The organism is Polaromonas sp., assembly GCF_039930745.1.
Lineage (GTDB): Bacteria > Pseudomonadota > Gammaproteobacteria > Burkholderiales > Burkholderiaceae_C > Polaromonas.
This window is the reverse complement of record NZ_JBDTTH010000096.1, coordinates 1-16,261: the sequence shown is the minus strand read 5'-3', so window position 1 is coordinate 16,261 and position 16,261 is coordinate 1. Positions and strand designations below refer to the sequence as shown.

At 62.0% G+C, this 16,261-nt stretch carries 18 protein-coding genes; 9 read left to right on the top strand and 9 right to left on the bottom strand.

What is annotated here, in order from left to right; translation table 11 throughout:
* From ABI660_RS20050 to ABI660_RS20035, 4 genes are all read right to left on the bottom strand, one after another.
* Positions 1–428: aconitase family protein (locus ABI660_RS20050; RefSeq protein ID WP_348071423.1), on the bottom strand; the 428-nt coding region annotated here is incomplete at its 3' end.
* A gap of 96 nt (positions 429–524) precedes the next feature.
* Positions 525–1,733 (bottom strand): phosphoglycerate dehydrogenase, encoded by a 1,209-nt coding sequence (locus tag ABI660_RS20045; RefSeq protein WP_348071421.1) that lies wholly within the window; start codon positions 1,731–1,733, stop codon positions 525–527.
* Complete coding sequence (gene serC / locus ABI660_RS20040) at positions 1,726–2,808, bottom strand: 3-phosphoserine/phosphohydroxythreonine transaminase (RefSeq protein ID WP_348071419.1); 1,083 nt, start codon at positions 2,806–2,808, stop codon at positions 1,726–1,728. The genes ABI660_RS20045 and serC overlap by 8 nt, the downstream gene beginning before the upstream one ends.
* Positions 2,809–2,912: 104 nt before the next feature.
* Positions 2,913–3,104, bottom strand: a complete 192-nt coding sequence (locus ABI660_RS20035) for a hypothetical protein (protein WP_348071417.1) — start codon at positions 3,102–3,104, stop codon at positions 2,913–2,915.
* 90 nt (positions 3,105–3,194) lie between these two features.
* Here ABI660_RS20035 and ABI660_RS20030 point away from each other — a divergent pair, with 90 nt between their 5' ends.
* Together ABI660_RS20030 and ABI660_RS20025 are read left to right on the top strand one after the other, a co-directional pair.
* Complete coding sequence (locus ABI660_RS20030; RefSeq protein ID WP_348071415.1) at positions 3,195–4,190, top strand: DUF2167 domain-containing protein; 996 nt, start codon at positions 3,195–3,197, stop codon at positions 4,188–4,190.
* Between the two features lie 13 nt (positions 4,191–4,203).
* Entirely contained in the window at positions 4,204–4,929 is a 726-nt protein-coding gene (locus tag ABI660_RS20025; RefSeq protein ID WP_348071413.1) for a site-2 protease family protein, read from the top strand.
* A gap of 41 nt (positions 4,930–4,970) precedes the next feature.
* On the opposite strand, the gene ABI660_RS20020 is transcribed toward ABI660_RS20025, so the two are convergent.
* On the bottom strand, positions 4,971–5,396 hold the full coding sequence (locus ABI660_RS20020) for a hypothetical protein (protein WP_348071411.1): 426 nt from the start codon (positions 5,394–5,396) through the stop codon (positions 4,971–4,973).
* Between the two features lie 159 nt (positions 5,397–5,555).
* On the opposite strand from ABI660_RS20020, the gene ABI660_RS20015 reads away from it, so the two are divergent.
* Both ABI660_RS20015 and ABI660_RS20010 read left to right on the top strand, forming a co-directional pair.
* A complete protein-coding gene (locus ABI660_RS20015) occupies positions 5,556–6,389 on the top strand; it encodes a helix-turn-helix transcriptional regulator (protein ID WP_348071425.1) in 834 nt (277 codons plus the stop codon).
* Between the two features lie 46 nt (positions 6,390–6,435).
* Positions 6,436–8,652, top strand: coding sequence for a molybdopterin oxidoreductase family protein (locus ABI660_RS20010; RefSeq protein WP_348071409.1), 2,217 nt, complete (start codon positions 6,436–6,438; stop codon positions 8,650–8,652).
* Between the two features lie 96 nt (positions 8,653–8,748).
* Here ABI660_RS20010 and ABI660_RS20005 read toward each other — a convergent pair whose 3' ends face one another.
* The 3 genes from ABI660_RS20005 to ABI660_RS19995 are packed head-to-tail and all read right to left on the bottom strand — an operon-like array spanning position 8,749 to position 11,422.
* On the bottom strand, positions 8,749–9,546 hold the full coding sequence (locus tag ABI660_RS20005; protein WP_348071407.1) for an SDR family oxidoreductase: 798 nt from the start codon (positions 9,544–9,546) through the stop codon (positions 8,749–8,751).
* A 15-nt stretch (positions 9,547–9,561) separates the two neighbouring features.
* Complete coding sequence (locus ABI660_RS20000) at positions 9,562–9,924, bottom strand: DUF1428 domain-containing protein (protein WP_348071405.1); 363 nt, start codon at positions 9,922–9,924, stop codon at positions 9,562–9,564.
* A gap of 37 nt (positions 9,925–9,961) precedes the next feature.
* Entirely contained in the window at positions 9,962–11,422 is a 1,461-nt protein-coding gene (locus ABI660_RS19995) for a DHA2 family efflux MFS transporter permease subunit (RefSeq protein WP_348071403.1), read from the bottom strand.
* 406 nt (positions 11,423–11,828) lie between these two features.
* Here ABI660_RS19995 and ABI660_RS19990 point away from each other — a divergent pair, with 406 nt between their 5' ends.
* The 5 genes from ABI660_RS19990 to ABI660_RS19970 all read left to right on the top strand — a co-directional run bounded on the left by ABI660_RS19990 (position 11,829) and on the right by ABI660_RS19970 (position 14,423).
* Positions 11,829–12,332 carry a pyridoxamine 5'-phosphate oxidase family protein gene (locus ABI660_RS19990; RefSeq protein WP_348071401.1) on the top strand — a complete coding sequence of 168 codons (504 nt, stop codon included), beginning with the start codon at positions 11,829–11,831 and terminating at the stop codon, positions 12,330–12,332.
* Between the two features lie 21 nt (positions 12,333–12,353).
* Positions 12,354–12,737, top strand: a complete 384-nt coding sequence (locus ABI660_RS19985) for a hypothetical protein (RefSeq protein ID WP_348071399.1) — start codon at positions 12,354–12,356, stop codon at positions 12,735–12,737.
* Positions 12,738–12,848: 111 nt separating this feature from the next.
* Positions 12,849–13,142 carry a type II toxin-antitoxin system HigB family toxin gene (locus ABI660_RS19980; protein ID WP_348071397.1) on the top strand — a complete coding sequence of 98 codons (294 nt, stop codon included), beginning with the start codon at positions 12,849–12,851 and terminating at the stop codon, positions 13,140–13,142.
* 15 nt (positions 13,143–13,157) lie between these two features.
* Positions 13,158–13,532, top strand: coding sequence for a transcriptional regulator (locus tag ABI660_RS19975; protein WP_348071395.1), 375 nt, complete (start codon positions 13,158–13,160; stop codon positions 13,530–13,532).
* Positions 13,533–13,610: 78 nt separating this feature from the next.
* Positions 13,611–14,423 (top strand): GIY-YIG nuclease family protein, encoded by an 813-nt coding sequence (locus tag ABI660_RS19970; protein ID WP_348071393.1) that lies wholly within the window; start codon positions 13,611–13,613, stop codon positions 14,421–14,423.
* 114 nt (positions 14,424–14,537) lie between these two features.
* Here ABI660_RS19970 and ABI660_RS19965 read toward each other — a convergent pair.
* A partial coding sequence (locus ABI660_RS19965) for a bifunctional aconitate hydratase 2/2-methylisocitrate dehydratase (RefSeq protein ID WP_348071391.1) occupies positions 14,538–16,261 on the bottom strand: 1,724 nt, incomplete at its 5' end.

Genomic DNA, 16,261 nt, shown 5'->3' with positions numbered 1-16,261 from the left:
TCCAGCGAGTTCTTTTTGCCGTAGTAGTCCACCATGATGGAGTGGTCCACCACCAGGTCCACCGGCACCAGCGGTTCGATACGTTTGGGATCTTTGCCAAGTTTGACGGCCACGGCGCGCATGGCGGCCAGGTCGGCCAGCAAGGGAACGCCGGTGAAGTCCTGCAGCACCACACGGCTCACCACAAATGGAATTTCCTCGGTGCGGTCGGCATTCGGCAGCCAATTGGCCAGCTGCCGCACATGTTCGGCGCTGACTTTTTTGCCGTCGCAGTTGCGCAGCACGGACTCGAGCACGATGCGCATGGACACCGGCAAACGGGATATCTTGGGGAATTGTTTCGTCAGCGCTGGCAGGGAGTGAAACTTGCCGGTTTTCCCCGACGCGGTGGTGAAGGTTTTGAGGGTGCTGGCGAACTCGTGGGCCATGGCTAACTCCTGGGCTTGTGGTTTTTTCTTATTGTCATCCTACAAGGCTTAACCGCGATGTCTGTAGGACTTGGCCCGAAACACCCCGCCCGCTGCTTAATCGCTGGCATCCGGCAGGTAACGCACCGCAAGCACACCCTCAATCGCCCGCAAATGGTCCAGCACCGCGTCACTAACGGGGCTTTCCACATCGACCAGGGTATAGGCCATGTCGCCGCGCGATTTGTTGACCATGTTGTGGATGTTCAGGCCGGCCTGGGCCATGGCGGTGGAAATCTGCCCAAGCATGTTGGGCACATTGGCATTGGCAATGGCTACCCGGTAAGCCGATTCGCGCGCCATGACCACCGCCGGGAAATTGACGGCGTTGACCACATTGCCGTGCTCCAGGTAGTCGCGCAGTTGCCCGGCCACCATGATGGCGCAGTTTTCCTCGGCCTCGCGGGTGGACGCACCCAGGTGCGGCAAGGCCACCACGCCGGGGTGGTGGTTGAGCACCGCAGAGGGAAAATCGCAGACATACGCAGCCAGCCGCTTCGCGTCGAGTGCCGCCAGCACCGCTGGTTCGTTGACCACACCCTCGCGCGAAAAATTGAGCAGCACCGCACCGGGGCGCATCAGCTTGAACTGGTCGGCGTTGATCAGGTCACGCGTGGCGGCCACCAGCGGCACGTGCAGCGTGACGAAGTCCGAATTTTTCAGCACCTCGGCCACGCTCGCCGCTTTTTTCACCTGCGCCGGCAGGCTCCAGGCGGCGTCCACCGTGATGTCCGGGTCATAACCCAGCACGTTCATGCCCAGCTTGATGGCCGCGTCGGCCACCAGGCAACCCACTTTGCCCAGGCCGACAATGCCGAGCGTGTGGCCGGCGAGCTCAAAACCGGCAAAGGTTTTCTTGCCCTCTTCAACCGCCTTTTCCATGTCAGCCATGGCGGTGTCCAGGCCGGCAACAAAACGCAACGCCGGCGCAATATTGCGCGCAGCCAGCAGCATGCCGGCCAACACCAGTTCTTTCACCGCATTGGCGTTGGCGCCCGGTGCATTGAACACCGGCACGCCGCGCGCACTCATGGCCTGGACCGGGATGTTGTTGGTGCCGGCGCCGGCGCGGGCAATGGCCTGCACGCTGTCGGGCAAAGCCATCGCATGCATATCGGCCGAACGCACCAGCACGGCGTCGGGGCGGGCCATGTCCTTGCCCGTGCTGTAACGCTCTGCCGGCAGGCACTTCAGGCCGTTGGCCGAGATCTGGTTGAGCAGCAGAATCTCGAAGCGCCGGCTGGCTGCGCCAGCGGCCTCAGCCATGGCTGGCCTCAAACTCCTTCATGTAGGCCACCAGGGCCTGCACGCCTTCCACCGGCATCGCGTTGTAAATGGATGCTCGCATGCCACCCACCGAGCGGTGCCCCTTGAGCTGCAACATGCCCCTGGCTTGCGCGCCCTTGAGGAATGCCTCGTCGAGCGACTCGTCCTTGAGCTTGAAGGGCACGTTCATCAGCGAGCGGTCTTCGCGCGCAATGGGGTTGTTGTAGAAGGTGGTGGCGTCGAGGTAGTCGTACAACACGGCCGCTTTCACGCGGTTGTGTTCTTCCATGGCTTTCAGGCCGCCTAACGACTTGATGTGTTTGAACACCAGGCCAGCGATGTAGATCGCGTAGGTCGGCGGGGTGTTGTACATCGAGTCGTTGTCGGCCTGCTGCTTGTAGTCAAACACAAACGGCGTGTGCGGAATGGCCTGGCCGATCAGGTCTTCCCGCACGATCACCAGGGTTAGACCCGAGGGGCCGATGTTCTTCTGCGCCCCGGCGTAAATCAGGCCGTAGCGGCTGACATCAATCGGGCGCGACAGAATGTTGGACGACATGTCGGCCACCAGCGGCACCGCGCCGGTGTCGGGCGTCCAGTGGTATTCAACACCGCCAATGGTTTCGTTGGAGCAGATGTGTACATAGGCGGCGTTGGGGTCCAGCTTCCAGGTGTCGAACTTCGGCACGCTGGTAAAGCCGGTGGCTTCGGCGCTGGCGGCGACGTTGACCTTGCAGTAGTTTTTGGCTTCCTTGATGGTTTTTTTCATCCACTCGCCGGTGTTGATGAAATCCGCGCCGGCGTGGCCGCGCAGCAGGTTCATCGGAATGAAGGCGTTTTGCCCCAACCCGCCGCCCTGCAGAAACAGCACCTTGTAGTTGGCGGGAATCGCCAGCAGTTCACGCAGGTCGGCCTCGGCCTGGGCGTGGATGGAAATGAACTCTTTGCCACGGTGGCTCATCTCCATGACAGACATGCCGGAACCGTTCCAGTCGAGCATTTCGGCGGCTGCCTGACGCAGCACGGGTTCAGGAAGGGTGGCCGGTCCGGCACTGAAGTTCAAGGCGCGTGTCATGAAGAGGACTTTCCAGGAGGGATGATAGGAAACGGTCCGGCACCCCGGAGAGGGCCAGACCGCACAGCATACAAGAAAGTCCCGCGGCGGCCACCGGCGCTGGTTTACCAGCTCGGCTCGGCCTCGGCCTCGCGCAGGCCCACCGCCACCGCCTGCACGGCGTTAAACGCCTTGCCCACCCGCATGGGCGTCACCAGGTCATCCAGCAGCAGCGCCAGGCAGACCAGCGGGGCCGGTACAAACTGCCGGGTGGCGATAAAGCTGATGCTCAGCGAAAGCCTGCAGTTGGGAAGCAATACCTGAGTGGCATTGCGGGAAGGCGATCGGGTGTTTCGCCAAAGCACGTGTCAGAATACGCAAAAATTTATTCCAACAGGGAGGACTTGATGAGCCATTTGTGGACGCGCGTCTGTGCGCTGGCGCTTGTGTTGTCTTGCAGCGCTGCCGTGGCGCAGCCGATGTCAAAAGACGAAGCCGAAAAAATCTGGACGGAAGCCCGCACCGCGGCCAAGATAGGCCCGCAGGACATCCCCCTGGCCGACCAGGCGGTGCTGAAGCTGCCGGCCGGCCGCATCTTTGTGCCGCAGCCCGAGGCCGCCAGGCTCCTCAACGCCATGGGCAACCCCGGCAAGGACACCCGGCTGCAGGGTTTGGTGTTTCCGGCCGCCAACGACTCCTGGTTTGTCACGGTGCGCTTTGAATCAGCAGGCTACGTGAAAGACGACGACGCCAAGGACTGGAACGCCGACGACCTCCTCAAAAGCTACCGCGAAGGCACGGAAGCCTCGAACAGCGAACGCAAAAAGATGGGGGTTCCTGAAATGGAAATTGTCGGCTGGGCCGAAAAACCGGCCTACAACGCCGCCACCCACCGACTGGTGTGGGCCATGTCCAGCAAGGACCGCGGCGCGGCGCCCGATGCCGCGCAAGGCGTGAACTACAACACCTACGCGCTGGGGCGTGAGGGCTACTTCAGCCTGAACCTGGTGACAGCGCTGAAGGACTTGCCGAAAGACAAGCCCGTCGCGGCGGAGCTGCTGTCGGCCCTGCAATACAACGACGGCAAACGCTACGCCGATTTCAATTCCAAGACCGACAAGGTGGCCGAGTACGGCCTGGCAGCGCTGGTGCTGGGCGTGGCCGCGAAAAAACTCGGTTTCTTCGCCGTCGCCGCGCTCTTTCTTGCCAAGTTTGCCAAGGTGATTTTTCTGGCCGTCGCGGGGTTTGGCGCCGTGTTCATGAAATACTTCAAACGCAAACCGGCCGCCACGCCAATGCCGGTCGCGGCCGCCGAACAGGACACGATTCCTGCCGCATTCGGCAGTACGGCAAACGCCGCGCCGACCCATCCGGTAAATCCGCCGGCGCCGCCCACAGCCTGAAAAATTCCTTAGCGTGACCAAACTCCTGCTGCTGCTTTTCACCGGCGCTAAATTCGGCAAGCTGCTGCTCACGGGCGGCAGCATGCTGGTTTCGGTGTTTGCGTATGCACTGCTGTTCGGCTGGCGCTACGCGGTGGGTTTTGTGGCGCTGCTGTTTGTGCATGAAATGGGCCACTATATTGCCGCGCGGCAACGCGGCCTGGATGTCGGCGCTCCCACCTTCATCCCGTTTGTGGGCGCGTGGATCGAGCTCAAGGAGATGCCGCACGACGCCGAAACCGAAGCGTATGTAGGCCTGGGCGGCCCGCTGCTGGGCACGATAGGGGCACTGGCCTGCTATTTCATGGCGCGCGACCAGGATAGCAACCTGCTGCTGGCGATTGCGTATTCCGGTTTCTTCCTGAACCTCTTCAACCTGATTCCGCTTTCGCCGTTTGACGGAGGCCGCATCACCGCAGTGCTGTCGCCGCGCATCTGGTTTCTGGGGGTGCCGGTGCTGGTGGGCCTGTTCTTCTGGCGACCCAGCCCCATGTTGATCCTGATGGCGCTGCTGGCCGGGCCGCAGCTGCTGAAGGCCATACGCTACAAATCAGACAGCGAAGAGGCCAAAACCTACTACGCCACCAGTGCCGCCACGCGTTTTGAGTACGGCTTTTACTATCTCGCCCTGGCGGCGTTTCTGGCGGTGATGACACACGACGTGCATGAAATGCTGCGCGGCGTCAGCAGCATCCGGTAAATCGGGTTGAACGCAAGGCCCGTTTCAGCCCCGGCGCTGTTTTACCAGCCCGATTGAGCCGCTGCCTTGCGCAGGCCCACCCACTGCAGCTCGGCCAGCAAGCCTACAGCCACCGCCTGCACGGCAACAAACACCTTGCCCGCCAGGGTGGGCGTCACAAAATCACCGATCAGCAAGGCCAGGCAGCCCGCCACCCAAAGCAGATTGGCGCCTATCAGCACCCATACCAGGCTGGTCGGCACAAACTGTCGGGTGGCGATGAAGCTGATGCCCGCCACGTAACCCAATATCGCCCAGCCAGACGCCATCAGAAGCGTCTCAGGCAGGCCGAGCAGGCTGGCCAGCAAAGCGGTCAACAACAGTTGAAGTGCACCTGTCGCTGCACCGGTGGCGGCGTCCAGCCAGAGGACGCTGCGCAGGAACTGCGGCGACGCCGTCAGGGAAGAGAAGGAAGCAACAGCAGACATGAAAAACTCCTTGATTGAAAAGAGACAGCGGTTGAGGAAGGTGCCGCAGCGAGCTGTCCCATCTGCTGCGGTCATGGCGTTATGGTTACCGCCCAGGTGCATCGCGGCTATGACCTCCGAGGTAATGGCACCTGCCCCGGCCTGCCTTACGATGGCGCCATGAATGCCAGCCTTCACCCCCCTGCACGGCCTGTCCGCTCCACCCCGCTGCCCTTTGGCGACCACCTGCGCCACTGGCGCCAGCACCGGCGCCTGAGCCAGCTGGACCTGGCCAGCGAAGCCGACATCTCCACCCGGCACCTGAGTTTTGTGGAAACCGGCCGCGCCGTGCCCAGCCGCGAGATGGTGCTGCGCCTGTCCGAACGCCTGGCGATTCCCCTGCGCGAGCGCAACACGCTGCTGGTGGCCGCCGGTTATGCGCCCATGTACCGCGAACGCCCGCTGAACGACCCGGCGCTGGCTTCGGCCCGGCAGGCGGTGGAGCTGATCCTCAAAAGCCACGAACCCTTTCCCGCGCTGGCGCTGGACCGCCACTGGAACCTGCTGGCCGCCAACGCCGCCCTGCCGCATCTGCTGGCCGGCGCCGACCCGGAGCTGCTGCAGGCCCCGATCAACGTGCTGCGCCTGAGCCTGCACCCGCGCGGCCTGGCCAGCAAGATCGTCAACCTCGCGCAGTGGCGTAACCATCTGTTCGAGCGGCTGCGCCAGCAAATAGCGGCCACGGCCGACCCGGTGCTGGCCGAACTGCTGGCCGAGCTGCTGGCCTACCCGATGCCCGAAGGCGCCGACGACACGCACCTGACGGGCGAACACCTGGGCGTGGTCATGCCCTTCCAGTTCCGTACCGACCACGGCGTATTGAGCTTTATCAGCACCGTCACGATTTTTGGCACGCCGGTGGACGTAACGCTGCAAGAGCTGATGCTGGAGACTTTTTTTCCGGCGGACGCGCTGACCACCGAAGTTTTGCGCAAGCTGCTGTCGCCCGCGTGATCGCGCGGCGGCGGCGCTTCGCGCACCATGCAGTCAGGAGACAAACATGAGCGAAAGCATTCACCACCGAATCTGCCCACTTTGTGAGGCCTGCTGCGGCCTGGAACTCAAGGTCCAGGGCGGCAAGGTCATCAGCATCCGCGGGCATGACAGCGACGTCTTCAGCGCCGGCTATATCTGCCCCAAAGGCGTGGCGCTGAAAGACCTGCACGAAGACCCGGACCGGCTGCGCACGCCGCTGATCAAGCGGGGCGGCGAGTTTGTCGAAGCCAGCTGGGACGAGGCCTTTGCCGAGATAGCGCGGCGCCTGCCGCCCCTGCTCGCACAGCATGGCCGCGATGCCGCTGCCATCAGCGTGGGCAACCCGTCGGCCCACAAGATCGGCCTGCTGCTGTATTTCTCACGGCTGGCCAAGGCCCTGGGCTCGCGCAATGTGTTTTCCGCATCCACGCTGGACCAGATGCCCAAGCAGCTGTCCAGCGGCCTGATGTTCGGCCACTGGCTCAGTATCGCGGTGCCCGACATTGTGCGCTGCGACTTCCTGCTGGTGCTGGGCGCCAATCCGCTGGCCAGCAACGGCAGCCTGTGGACCGTGCCTGACTTCAAGGGCAAGGCCAAGGCCATGCAGGCGCGCGGCGGCAAGCTGGTGGTGATCGACCCGCGCCGCACCGAAACCGCTGCCATGGCTGATGACCACCACTTCATCCGCCCCGGTGCCGACGTGTTTTTGCTGCTGGGCCTGGTACACACACTGTTTGACGAAAAACTGGTGCAACTGGGGCGCATCGCGCCGCTGGTCCATGGCGTGGACGCTGTTGAAGCCGCCGTGAAAGACTTCAGTGCCGAGGTGGTTGCCCCGCGCTGCGGCATCCCGGCAGAAACCATACGCAGCCTGGCCCGGCAACTGGCCGGCACGCCGCGCGCCGCCGTGTATGGCCGCATCGGTACGTGCACGCAGGAATACGGCACGCTGGCGAGCTGGCTGGTGGACGTGCTCAATGTGCTGACCGGCCACCTGGACGAGCCCGGCGGTGCGATGTTTCCCAAAGCCGCAGCCTTTGCACACAACACCGTGGGCCAGGCCGGCAGCGGGCGTGGCATCAGCACCGGGCGCCACAGCAGCCGCGTCAGCGGTGCGCCGGAAGTGTTTGGTGAATTGCCCATGACTTGCCTGGCCGAGGAAATTGAAACACCGGGCGACGGCCAGGTGCGCGCGCTGATCACGGTGGCCAGCAACCCGGTGCTTTCCTCGCCCAACGGTGCGCGGCTGGCGCAGGCGCTGGACAGCCTGGACTTCATGGTCAGCCTGGACATCTACGTCAACGAGACCTCGCGCCATGCTGATGTGATTCTGCCCGGCCTGTCGCCGCTGGAAGACATGCACTACGACGTGGCATTTCCCCAGTTTTCCTGGCGCAACCACGCGCGCTACAGCGCACCGGTGTTCGCCGCGCCCGAAGGCCAGCCAGCCGAATGGGAAACCCTGCTCAAACTCACAGCCATCGTGCAAGGCCAGAGCGCCCAGACCCCGGCCCGTGACATTGACGACCGCTACTTTGCAGAAGATGTGAAGAAGCTGTTGGGTGACAAGGCACAGGCGGTGATGGATGCCACGCAAGACCTGCACGGACCAGACCGACTGCTGGAACTCGCGCTGCGTACCGGCCCCTACGGCGACCAGTTTGGCCGCAAGCCCGAAGGCCTGAACCTGGCCAAGGTACGTGCCGCGCCTGACGGCATTGACCTGGGTGAGCTGATGCCGCGCATGCCCGAGGTGTTGCGCACACCTTCAGGCAAGATCGAACTGGCGCCGCCCACGCTGCTCCAGGACTTGCAACGCGCCGCACAAGCCATCACGCAGCCGGTGCCGGCCATGGTGATCGTTGGCCGGCGCGACGTGCGCTCCAACAACAGCTGGATGCATAACCTGCCCATCCTCGCCAAAGGTCCGATGCGCTGTACTGCGCTGGTCAACCCGGCCGACGCGAAACGCCTGGGCCTGACCGATGGCGCGCTGGCCCGCATCAGCAACCAGGGGCGCAGCATCGAAGCACAGGTGCAGGTGAGCGAGGAGATGATGCCCGGCGTGGTCAGCCTGCCGCACGGCTGGGGCCACGGCCTGCCCGGCACGCGCCTGGCGCTGGCGGCAGAGCGCCCGGGCGTCAACCTGAATGCGCTGCTTGACGAAGACTGGCGCGACCCGCTGTCAGGCAACGCGGTGCTCAGTGGCGTACCGGTGGAGCTTCAGCCCATCACCGCGTGAGTCGGCGCTCGTGGGAGAATATGAACAAAATATACCTACAGCCCTTATTCCACGGGCGCTACCAGCTATATTATTAATAGCATCTCGAGTACGTCCTCAATCTGCGGACATACCGCAACTGAGGTTGACCACGGTGCCGGTCATGGCGCCGGCCTGTTCCGACGCCAAGAAAACAGCCGTGTTGGCAATCTCTGCCAGGCGTGGCAGGCGTTTGAGCAAGGTGCTATCGGCGGCGCCGGCCAGCATCTCGTCAATGCCCATGCCCGCGGGCAAGGCCACCTGGCGAAAGACCTCACGGCTGTGTGAGCCCAGGGCCACTGCCTCCGGAATCGCGTGGGAGCGCAGGCAGAGCACGCGCACGCCGTCGGCGCCCAATTCACCCGCAAGGTGACGCGTCATGGCCTCAACGCCCGCGCACGCCACACAATGGCCCAGGTAACCTGGGCCCGCCATTTTTGACACCGGCGTGGACAGCATGAGGATCACCCCCGCACCTTCTTTCACCATGTGCCGGGCCACCGCCTTGGCGGTGATGAAGTTGGTGCGGGTGTAGGCCTCCACCGGATAGCTGTAGTCGGCCAACGAGAGGCTGGCCAATGGAGCGCCCTGCACATGAAACACACCCACGGCGTTCAGCGCAATGTCGATGCTGCCTGCTTTTGCCGCCACCGCATCGGCGTGCCGGTTCACCGCATCTTCGTCCAGCGCATCGACCAGCGCGGTTTCAGCTATGCCGCCTCCGGCCACGATGTCGCGCGCGACGGCGTCGAGTTTTTCAGGCGAACGGCCGGCCAGAAAGACGCGGGCACCCGCCATGGCAAACGCACGCGCAGCGGCGCCACCGACAACCCCACCCCCGCCGTAGACCACGGCCGTCTTGCTTCTGAGAATCATTTTTTGGTTTGGCGCTTACAGCTCAACCAGTGTCTTGAACCCGCCAAAGAACATGCGTTTACCATCGAAGGGCATGGCTTTTCCGCTCATCATGTCGGCCAGGCGCGGATCGCTCATCACCTTGGCGTTGACCGCGTCACGCTGCTTGCGCGAGGTGTAGACAATCCACGAAAACACCACGGTCTCACCGGGCTTGAGCTTGACGCTTTGCGGGAAGGAAGTGAGCTTGCCCGGTTTCACGTCGTCGGCCACGCACTCGATGTATTCAAGGGCGCCGTGCTCGCGCCAGATCTTGCCGGCCTTGCGCGACATACGGCGGTAGGCATCGAGCTTGTCCGTGGGAACAGGAACAACAAATCCATCGACATAACGGCCCATGTGAAATCTCCTTGTGGTTTATTGAAAAAACGGCAGCCTACTCGGCACTCTGCCCGGTAGCCTGCCCGCCTGCGCTGCCCGAATCGGTGGCCGCCGCCCCGGCGCGCATCAATGCTGCGCCCAGCACGGCGGCAGAGGCCGCAAACACCGCACCCAGTAAAAAAGCCAGCTGGTAGCCGCTGTTGAGTGCGGCCAGTGCACCCATGCCGTTGCCCTGCAAGTAGCCGGTGCGTGCGGCAGCCGCGCTGGCCAGCACGGCCAGCCCGAGCGCGCCACCCATCATGAAAGCCGTGTTGACCACACCCGACGCAATGCCCGACTCACTGGGCGCAACATCGCTCATGGCGGCCAGCAGCACTGGGTTGAAGGCCGTGCCTGCACCCAGCCCCAGCAGCAGCATGCCCGGTAATACGTCGGCCACGAACTGGCCGCCCACCGGCGCCCGCGCAAACAGCGCCAGCCCCAGCGCCGCCAGCAGCAAGCCTGTGGCCAGCGGCAGCCTTATGCCAAAACGCATGACGATGCGGGCCGACAGCCCCAGCGAAAACGCAGCCATGATCAGATTGGCCGGCAGAAAACCCAGGCCGACCTGCAAGGCGCTGTAGCCCAGCACCAGCTGCATGTAGAGCGCGGAAATGAAAAACCAGGCAAACATGGCGGCGGCCCACAACACGCCAACGATATTGGCCATGGCCACATTGCGCAGGCGAAACAGGCCCAAAGGCACCAGTGGCGTGGGCACGCGCGATTCGATGCGCAGGAAAACAGCCATCAGCACGACAGCGACGGCCAGCAGCCCCAGGGTTTGCAGAGAAGTCCAGCCGGCCTCGTTGCCGTTGACGATGGCATACACCGCCAGCATCAGCGCCGTGGTCACCGTGACGGCGCCCCAAATATCCAGCCGCGCCCCTGCGGCCTGGCCGCGGCCGCCGGGCAGCAGCATCAGGCATAGGGCGAAGACGGCCGCGCCTATCGGCAGATTGACGAGAAAAATCCAGTGCCAGTTGAAGGCATCGGTCAGCACGCCGCCCAGCAGCACGCCTATGCTGCCGCCACCGGCGCAGACAAAACCATAAACACCCATGGCCTTGGCACGTTCGCCCGGCTCGGTGAACAGGTTCATGATCAGCGACAGTGCAATCGCGGACACCACAGCGCCGCCCAGGCCCTGAAGGGCGCGCGCCACAATCAGCAGCCCCTGCGAGTTGGCCAGCCCGCAGGCCAGCGAGGCCAGTGTGAAAAGCACCAGCCCCGCCAGAAACAGGCGGCGCTGGCCATACAGATCGCCAAGCCGACCGCCCAGTAGCAAAAAGCCGCCGAAGGTCAACATGTAGGCATTGACGACCCAGACCAGCGAGGTTTCGGTGAAAGCCAGGTCGGTGCGAATGGAAGGCAAGGCCACGTTCACGATGGTGGTGTCGAGCACGATCATCAGCACGCCCAGACAAAGCACGGTGAGTGCCCACCAGCGTTTGCGCTTGTCCATGGCCTGCGTCATGCCCGCTGCTCCTGAAACGCCAAAGGCCGTGCCGAGGCATTGGGCGTAAAACTCAATTTTTTCAATCGTGGCAGGACCATGGTTCTTCTTTCAGATGACTAACGCCATCATATTGTGTACGCCGTACACAAAAGCATAACAAAGATCTGTAATCCTGTCCACATAAGGCGCTCAAATTGTATTGGCGTCACTATTTGCTATAATTTTTATAGCTACTTGCGCCCGTACATAAAGGGCCAAGCCCACTTTTTACTTGCAATCCGGGTTCGGGCCATGATTCCGCCAGGCCGGCGCTGTCGGCATGCACTGACAGGCAGCGGTGGCCGGGGCTGATGACCCAGCTTGCACAGGCCCCTAAGGTGGTCACTGGATCGTTCAATCACTTCAACCCCTTTCCGGAGGCCGCATGAGCCAACACACTTCCGACCTGCAGACCTTGTGGGACCTCATCAAGGACATCAAATTCGGCATGCTCACGCATCGCCACAGCGACGGCAGCCTGCAGGGCCACCCCCTGACCACCCAGAACAAGACCCTGGACGAAGGTTCGTCGCTCTACTTCTTCATCTCGCAGAAAAGCGAGATGGCCGCACGGCTCCGCGTGGACAGCAATGTGAACGTGGCTTATGCCGACACGGACGCGGACAGCTATGTCTCCATCGCCGGCACCGCCCACCTGTCTTCTGACCGGAGCCGGCTGGAGCAGCTCTGGTCGCCGCCGGCCAAGGCGTGGTTTCCGGGCGGCGTGGACGACCCGGATCTTCTGCTGCTGGAGGTGAAGATCAGGCATGCCGAATACTGGAACGTCAAGGACGGCAAGATCACCCAGCTGTTCAAGATGGCCAAAGCCGCCGTCAGCGGCGAGCCGCCCAGCGGCATGCACGAGCACAAAGAGCTTCGCGTCTCCTGACGCCACCACTGATCGCACCCCATGCCCATTATTTCGTTCAACAAAGCCACCGACCCGACGGCGCCTGATGACCTGCGCATCAACACATCGGCAGTGCTGTATGTCGAGGCTTCGCGGCCTGACCTGATCGGCCAGACCACCGTCCACCTGCTGGGCCAGGGCACAGCGGTGAACGCCGTGACCGAATCGATAGGCACGGTGGTCAGCCACATCGGCGGCCTGGTGGGCTGCAAGCGCCACTACCTGGCACCGCCACCGGACGACGGCGCCAGCACGGTCTATATTTCGCCCGCCAATGTGAGCCACGTACGGCCCAACTTGCCCGCCTCGCCGGAGTTCTGGTACGTGAAGTTTGTCGATGGGTCGGAAGTGCGCATCGTTGACCCGCTGCCCGACGGGTTGTAGACCGCGCAAATAAAAAAGCCCCGCAACTTTCGTTGCGGGGCTTTTTTACGCGGTCGTTTGTCCGCAGTATTCGTCATTGCTCCCAAAACGGGAACATGGTAGAGTTCAGCGATGCGAATCATTGCCTTGGGCACTCTGCGCGACTTCTGGATCAAACACCCCGACGCATTGGAGCCACTGAGTGCCTGGTACGCCATCGCCAGCCGCGTTCGCTGGGCCTCGCCCGCAGACGTCAAGGCGGCTTATCGCAACGCGATCTTTTTGGCGGAGAACCGGGTGGTGTTCAACATTAAGGGAAACGACTACCGGCTGGTCGTGGCGATGCACTACAACCGGCAAATCGCTTACATCCGGTTTATCGGAACGCATCGCCAATACGACCAGATCGACGCCAGCAACATTTGAATTCGAGGTGCCATCATGAACATTCACCCCATCCACACAAAAGCCGATTACCGCGCGGCGCTGCAACGCATAGACGCAGTTTGGGATGCCAAACCCAAATCGCCCGAAGCCGACGAGCTTGAAGTGCTGAGTCTGCTGGTCGAAGAATACGAAAAGAAACTCATCAGCGTGCCCAAAGTGGACCCGATCAGCCTGCTGCTGCATGTGATGGAAGCGCGCCAACTGAGCCGCAAAGACCTGGAGCCCTACATCGGCTCACGCGCGCGCGTGGCCGAAGTGCTGAACCGGGTGCGCCCTCTGTCACTGGAAATGATTCGACGGTTGTCTGCCGGGCTTGAACTGCCCGCGGACTTGTTGATTGCAGGGTATGAGTTGCGGGAGGTGGCGTGATGAATCCTGTATCTTGGCCTCAGATTCAATGGGTATCCTCCGATGGCCTGTTGGACATATCAAGTTAGGCCACAAAAAATGGGCGCCACGCACGATTACTATGTTTACGTCTACATTGATCCTCGCAATTACGAGGAGTTTTACTTCGGCAAGGGAAAAGGGTCTCGTAAAGACGCCCACTTATCGGACAGCTCCGATTCAGAGAAAGCTCGCCGCATCGGCGCAATTCACAATGCCGGCCTTCAACCCATTGTTCGCGTCATCGCAAGAGAGCTGTCAGAGCACGATGCACTCCTCATAGAAAAGACGCTCCTCTGGAAGCTCGGTCGTCAACTGACTAACGTTTCCTCGGGTCATTATTCAGACAAGTTTCGTCCCCACAACACCCTTCACACGCTGCTTGCAGGCTTCGACTATCAATGCGGAATTTATTACTACAACGTCGGAGAGGGACCTCATCGCAATTGGAATGACTATGTGAAATTCGGATTCATTTCTGCGGGCCAAGGCACTCGCTGGCGCGATGCCATGCTTGGGTTTCATCAAGGTGATGTCGTGGCGGCTTACCTCAAAGGCAAAGGGTTCGTGGGCATCGGCCAACTAACCTCCCGGGCCAGACCGATCAATGAGGTAGTAGTAGGCGGCACGCCTCTGCTCGGTCTTGATCTGAAATGTCAGAACATGGCAGACAACGTTACGTCACCCGACCTCTGCGAGTATGTTGCCACGGTCAAATGGATTAAGGCCGTAGACCGTGCCAACGCAAAATGGACAAGTAAAGCTGGCCTTTACACAACCACGCACGTCCGCGCTTCACTGGATGGTCAATCCGCCACCATTGCATTTCTCGAAGAGGCATTTGACGTGAGCGTGCGCGCGTATATGACCTAACACTGCACTTTCCGGGCTACTTTTTTGACCCCGCGAGGATGATTCCAGATCAAGCCCAGAATGACAGGCATAAAAAGCGACCCGAAGGCCGCTTTTTCATTGGGCATGTCAGCCTCAGGCCGGCACGCTGTCCTTCACGGTATCCGCCATATCCGTGTAATCCTTGACCTGGTCAAAGTTCAGGTACTGGTACACCTGCGCACTGGCAGCTGTCAGCACGCCCATGTCAGTCATGTACTCCTGCTTCGTCGGGATGCGGCCCAGCTTGGAGCAGATCGCGGCGAGCTCGGCAGAACCTAGATAGACGTTGGAATTTTTACCCAGGCGGTTCGGGAAATTGCGGGTCGAAGTCGAGAACACCGTGGCGCCTTCTTTGACCTGCGCCTGGTTGCCCATGCACAGGCTGCAGCCCGGCATCTCCATGCGGGCACCGGCAGAACCCAGCACACCGTAGTGGCCTTCTTCGGTCAGTTGCTTGGCGTCCATCTTGGTGGGTGGCGCCATCCAGAGCTTGACCGGAATGTCGCGCTTGTTTTCGAGCAGCTTGGAGGCGGCGCGGAAATGGCCGATGTTGGTCATGCAGCTGCCGATGAAGACTTCGTCGATCTTGCTGCCGGCGACTTCGCCGAGGGTTTTCACATCGTCCGGATCGTTCGGGCAAGCCACGATGGGTTCGTGGATGTCGGCCAGGTCGATCTCGATCACGGCGGTGTATTCAGCGTCGGCGTCGGCCTTGAGCAATTGCGGGTCGGCCAGCCAGGCTTCCATGGCAGCGATGCGGCGCTTGATGGTGCGCACATCCGAGTAACCCGAAGCAATCATCCACTTGAGCATGGTGATGTTGCTGGTGATGTACTCGATGATGGGTTCCTTGTTCAGGTGCACCGTGCAACCGCCGGCAGAACGCTCGGCAGAGGCATCGCTCAATTCAAACGCCTGCTCGACCTTCAGGTCAGGCAGCCCTTCGATTTCAAGGATACGACCCGAGAAAATGTTCTTCTTGCCCTGTTTGGCAACGGTCAGCAGGCCGGCCTTGATGGCGTAGAGCGGAATGGCGTTGACCAGATCACGCAGGGTGATGCCGGGTTGCATTTCGCCCTTGAAACGCACCAGCACGCTCTCAGGCATGTCTAGCGGCATCACGCCGGTGGCAGCACCAAAAGCCACGAGGCCGGAGCCTGCCGGGAAGCTGATGCCGATAGGGAAACGCGTGTGGCTGTCGCCGCCGGTGCCGACGGTGTCGGGCAGCAGCATGCGGTTGAGCCAGCTGTGGATGATGCCGTCGCCCGGACGCAGCGGAATGCCGCCACGGTCGCTCATGAAATCGGGCAGCTCGTGGTGCATCTTCACATCGACCGGCTTGGGATAAGCGGCGGTGTGGCAGAAGGACTGCATGACCAGATCGGCGCTGAAACCCAGGCAGGCCAGGTCTTTGAGCTCGTCGCGCGTCATCGGGCCGGTGGTGTCCTGGGAACCCACCGACGTCATCTTCGGCTCGCAATAAGTACCGGGGCGCACGCCCTGGCCTTCAGGCAGACCAACTGCGCGGCCCACCATTTTTTGCGCGAGCGTGAAGCCGCGGTCGTTGGCGACGGGCGCCTGCGGCAGGCGGAACAACGTCGACACCGGCAGGCCCAGCGCCCAGCGCGCCTTGGCTGTCAGGCCACGACCGACGATCAGCGGAATGCGGCCACCGGCGCGTACTTCGTCAAACAGAACATCGCTCTTGAGCTTGAACTCGGCAATCACCTTACCGTCTTTCAGCGCCTTGCCGTCATAGGGACGCAGCTCGATCACGTCGCCCATGGCCATCTGGCTCACGTCGAGTTCGATCGGCA

Excerpts from the sequence above, each read along its gene's own strand:
- ABI660_RS20045 (WP_348071421.1), bottom strand. The coding sequence starts at position 1,733 with ATGGCTGAGGCCGCTGGCGCAGCCAGCCGGCGCTTCGAGATTCTGCTG.
- serC (WP_348071419.1), bottom strand. The coding sequence starts at position 2,808 with ATGACACGCGCCTTGAACTTCAGTGCCGGACCGGCCACCCTTCCTGAA.
- ABI660_RS20030 (WP_348071415.1), top strand. The coding sequence starts at position 3,195 with ATGAGCCATTTGTGGACGCGCGTCTGTGCGCTGGCGCTTGTGTTGTCT.
- ABI660_RS20020 (WP_348071411.1), bottom strand. The coding sequence starts at position 5,396 with ATGTCTGCTGTTGCTTCCTTCTCTTCCCTGACGGCGTCGCCGCAGTTC.
- ABI660_RS20015 (WP_348071425.1), top strand. The coding sequence starts at position 5,556 with ATGAATGCCAGCCTTCACCCCCCTGCACGGCCTGTCCGCTCCACCCCG.
- ABI660_RS20010 (WP_348071409.1), top strand. The coding sequence starts at position 6,436 with ATGAGCGAAAGCATTCACCACCGAATCTGCCCACTTTGTGAGGCCTGC.
- ABI660_RS20005 (WP_348071407.1), bottom strand. The coding sequence starts at position 9,546 with ATGATTCTCAGAAGCAAGACGGCCGTGGTCTACGGCGGGGGTGGGGTT.
- ABI660_RS20000 (WP_348071405.1), bottom strand. The coding sequence starts at position 9,924 with ATGGGCCGTTATGTCGATGGATTTGTTGTTCCTGTTCCCACGGACAAG.
- ABI660_RS19995 (WP_348071403.1), bottom strand. The coding sequence starts at position 11,422 with ATGACGCAGGCCATGGACAAGCGCAAACGCTGGTGGGCACTCACCGTG.
- ABI660_RS19990 (WP_348071401.1), top strand. The coding sequence starts at position 11,829 with ATGAGCCAACACACTTCCGACCTGCAGACCTTGTGGGACCTCATCAAG.
- ABI660_RS19985 (WP_348071399.1), top strand. The coding sequence starts at position 12,354 with ATGCCCATTATTTCGTTCAACAAAGCCACCGACCCGACGGCGCCTGAT.
- ABI660_RS19980 (WP_348071397.1), top strand. The coding sequence starts at position 12,849 with ATGCGAATCATTGCCTTGGGCACTCTGCGCGACTTCTGGATCAAACAC.
- ABI660_RS19975 (WP_348071395.1), top strand. The coding sequence starts at position 13,158 with ATGAACATTCACCCCATCCACACAAAAGCCGATTACCGCGCGGCGCTG.
- ABI660_RS19970 (WP_348071393.1), top strand. The coding sequence starts at position 13,611 with ATGGGCGCCACGCACGATTACTATGTTTACGTCTACATTGATCCTCGC.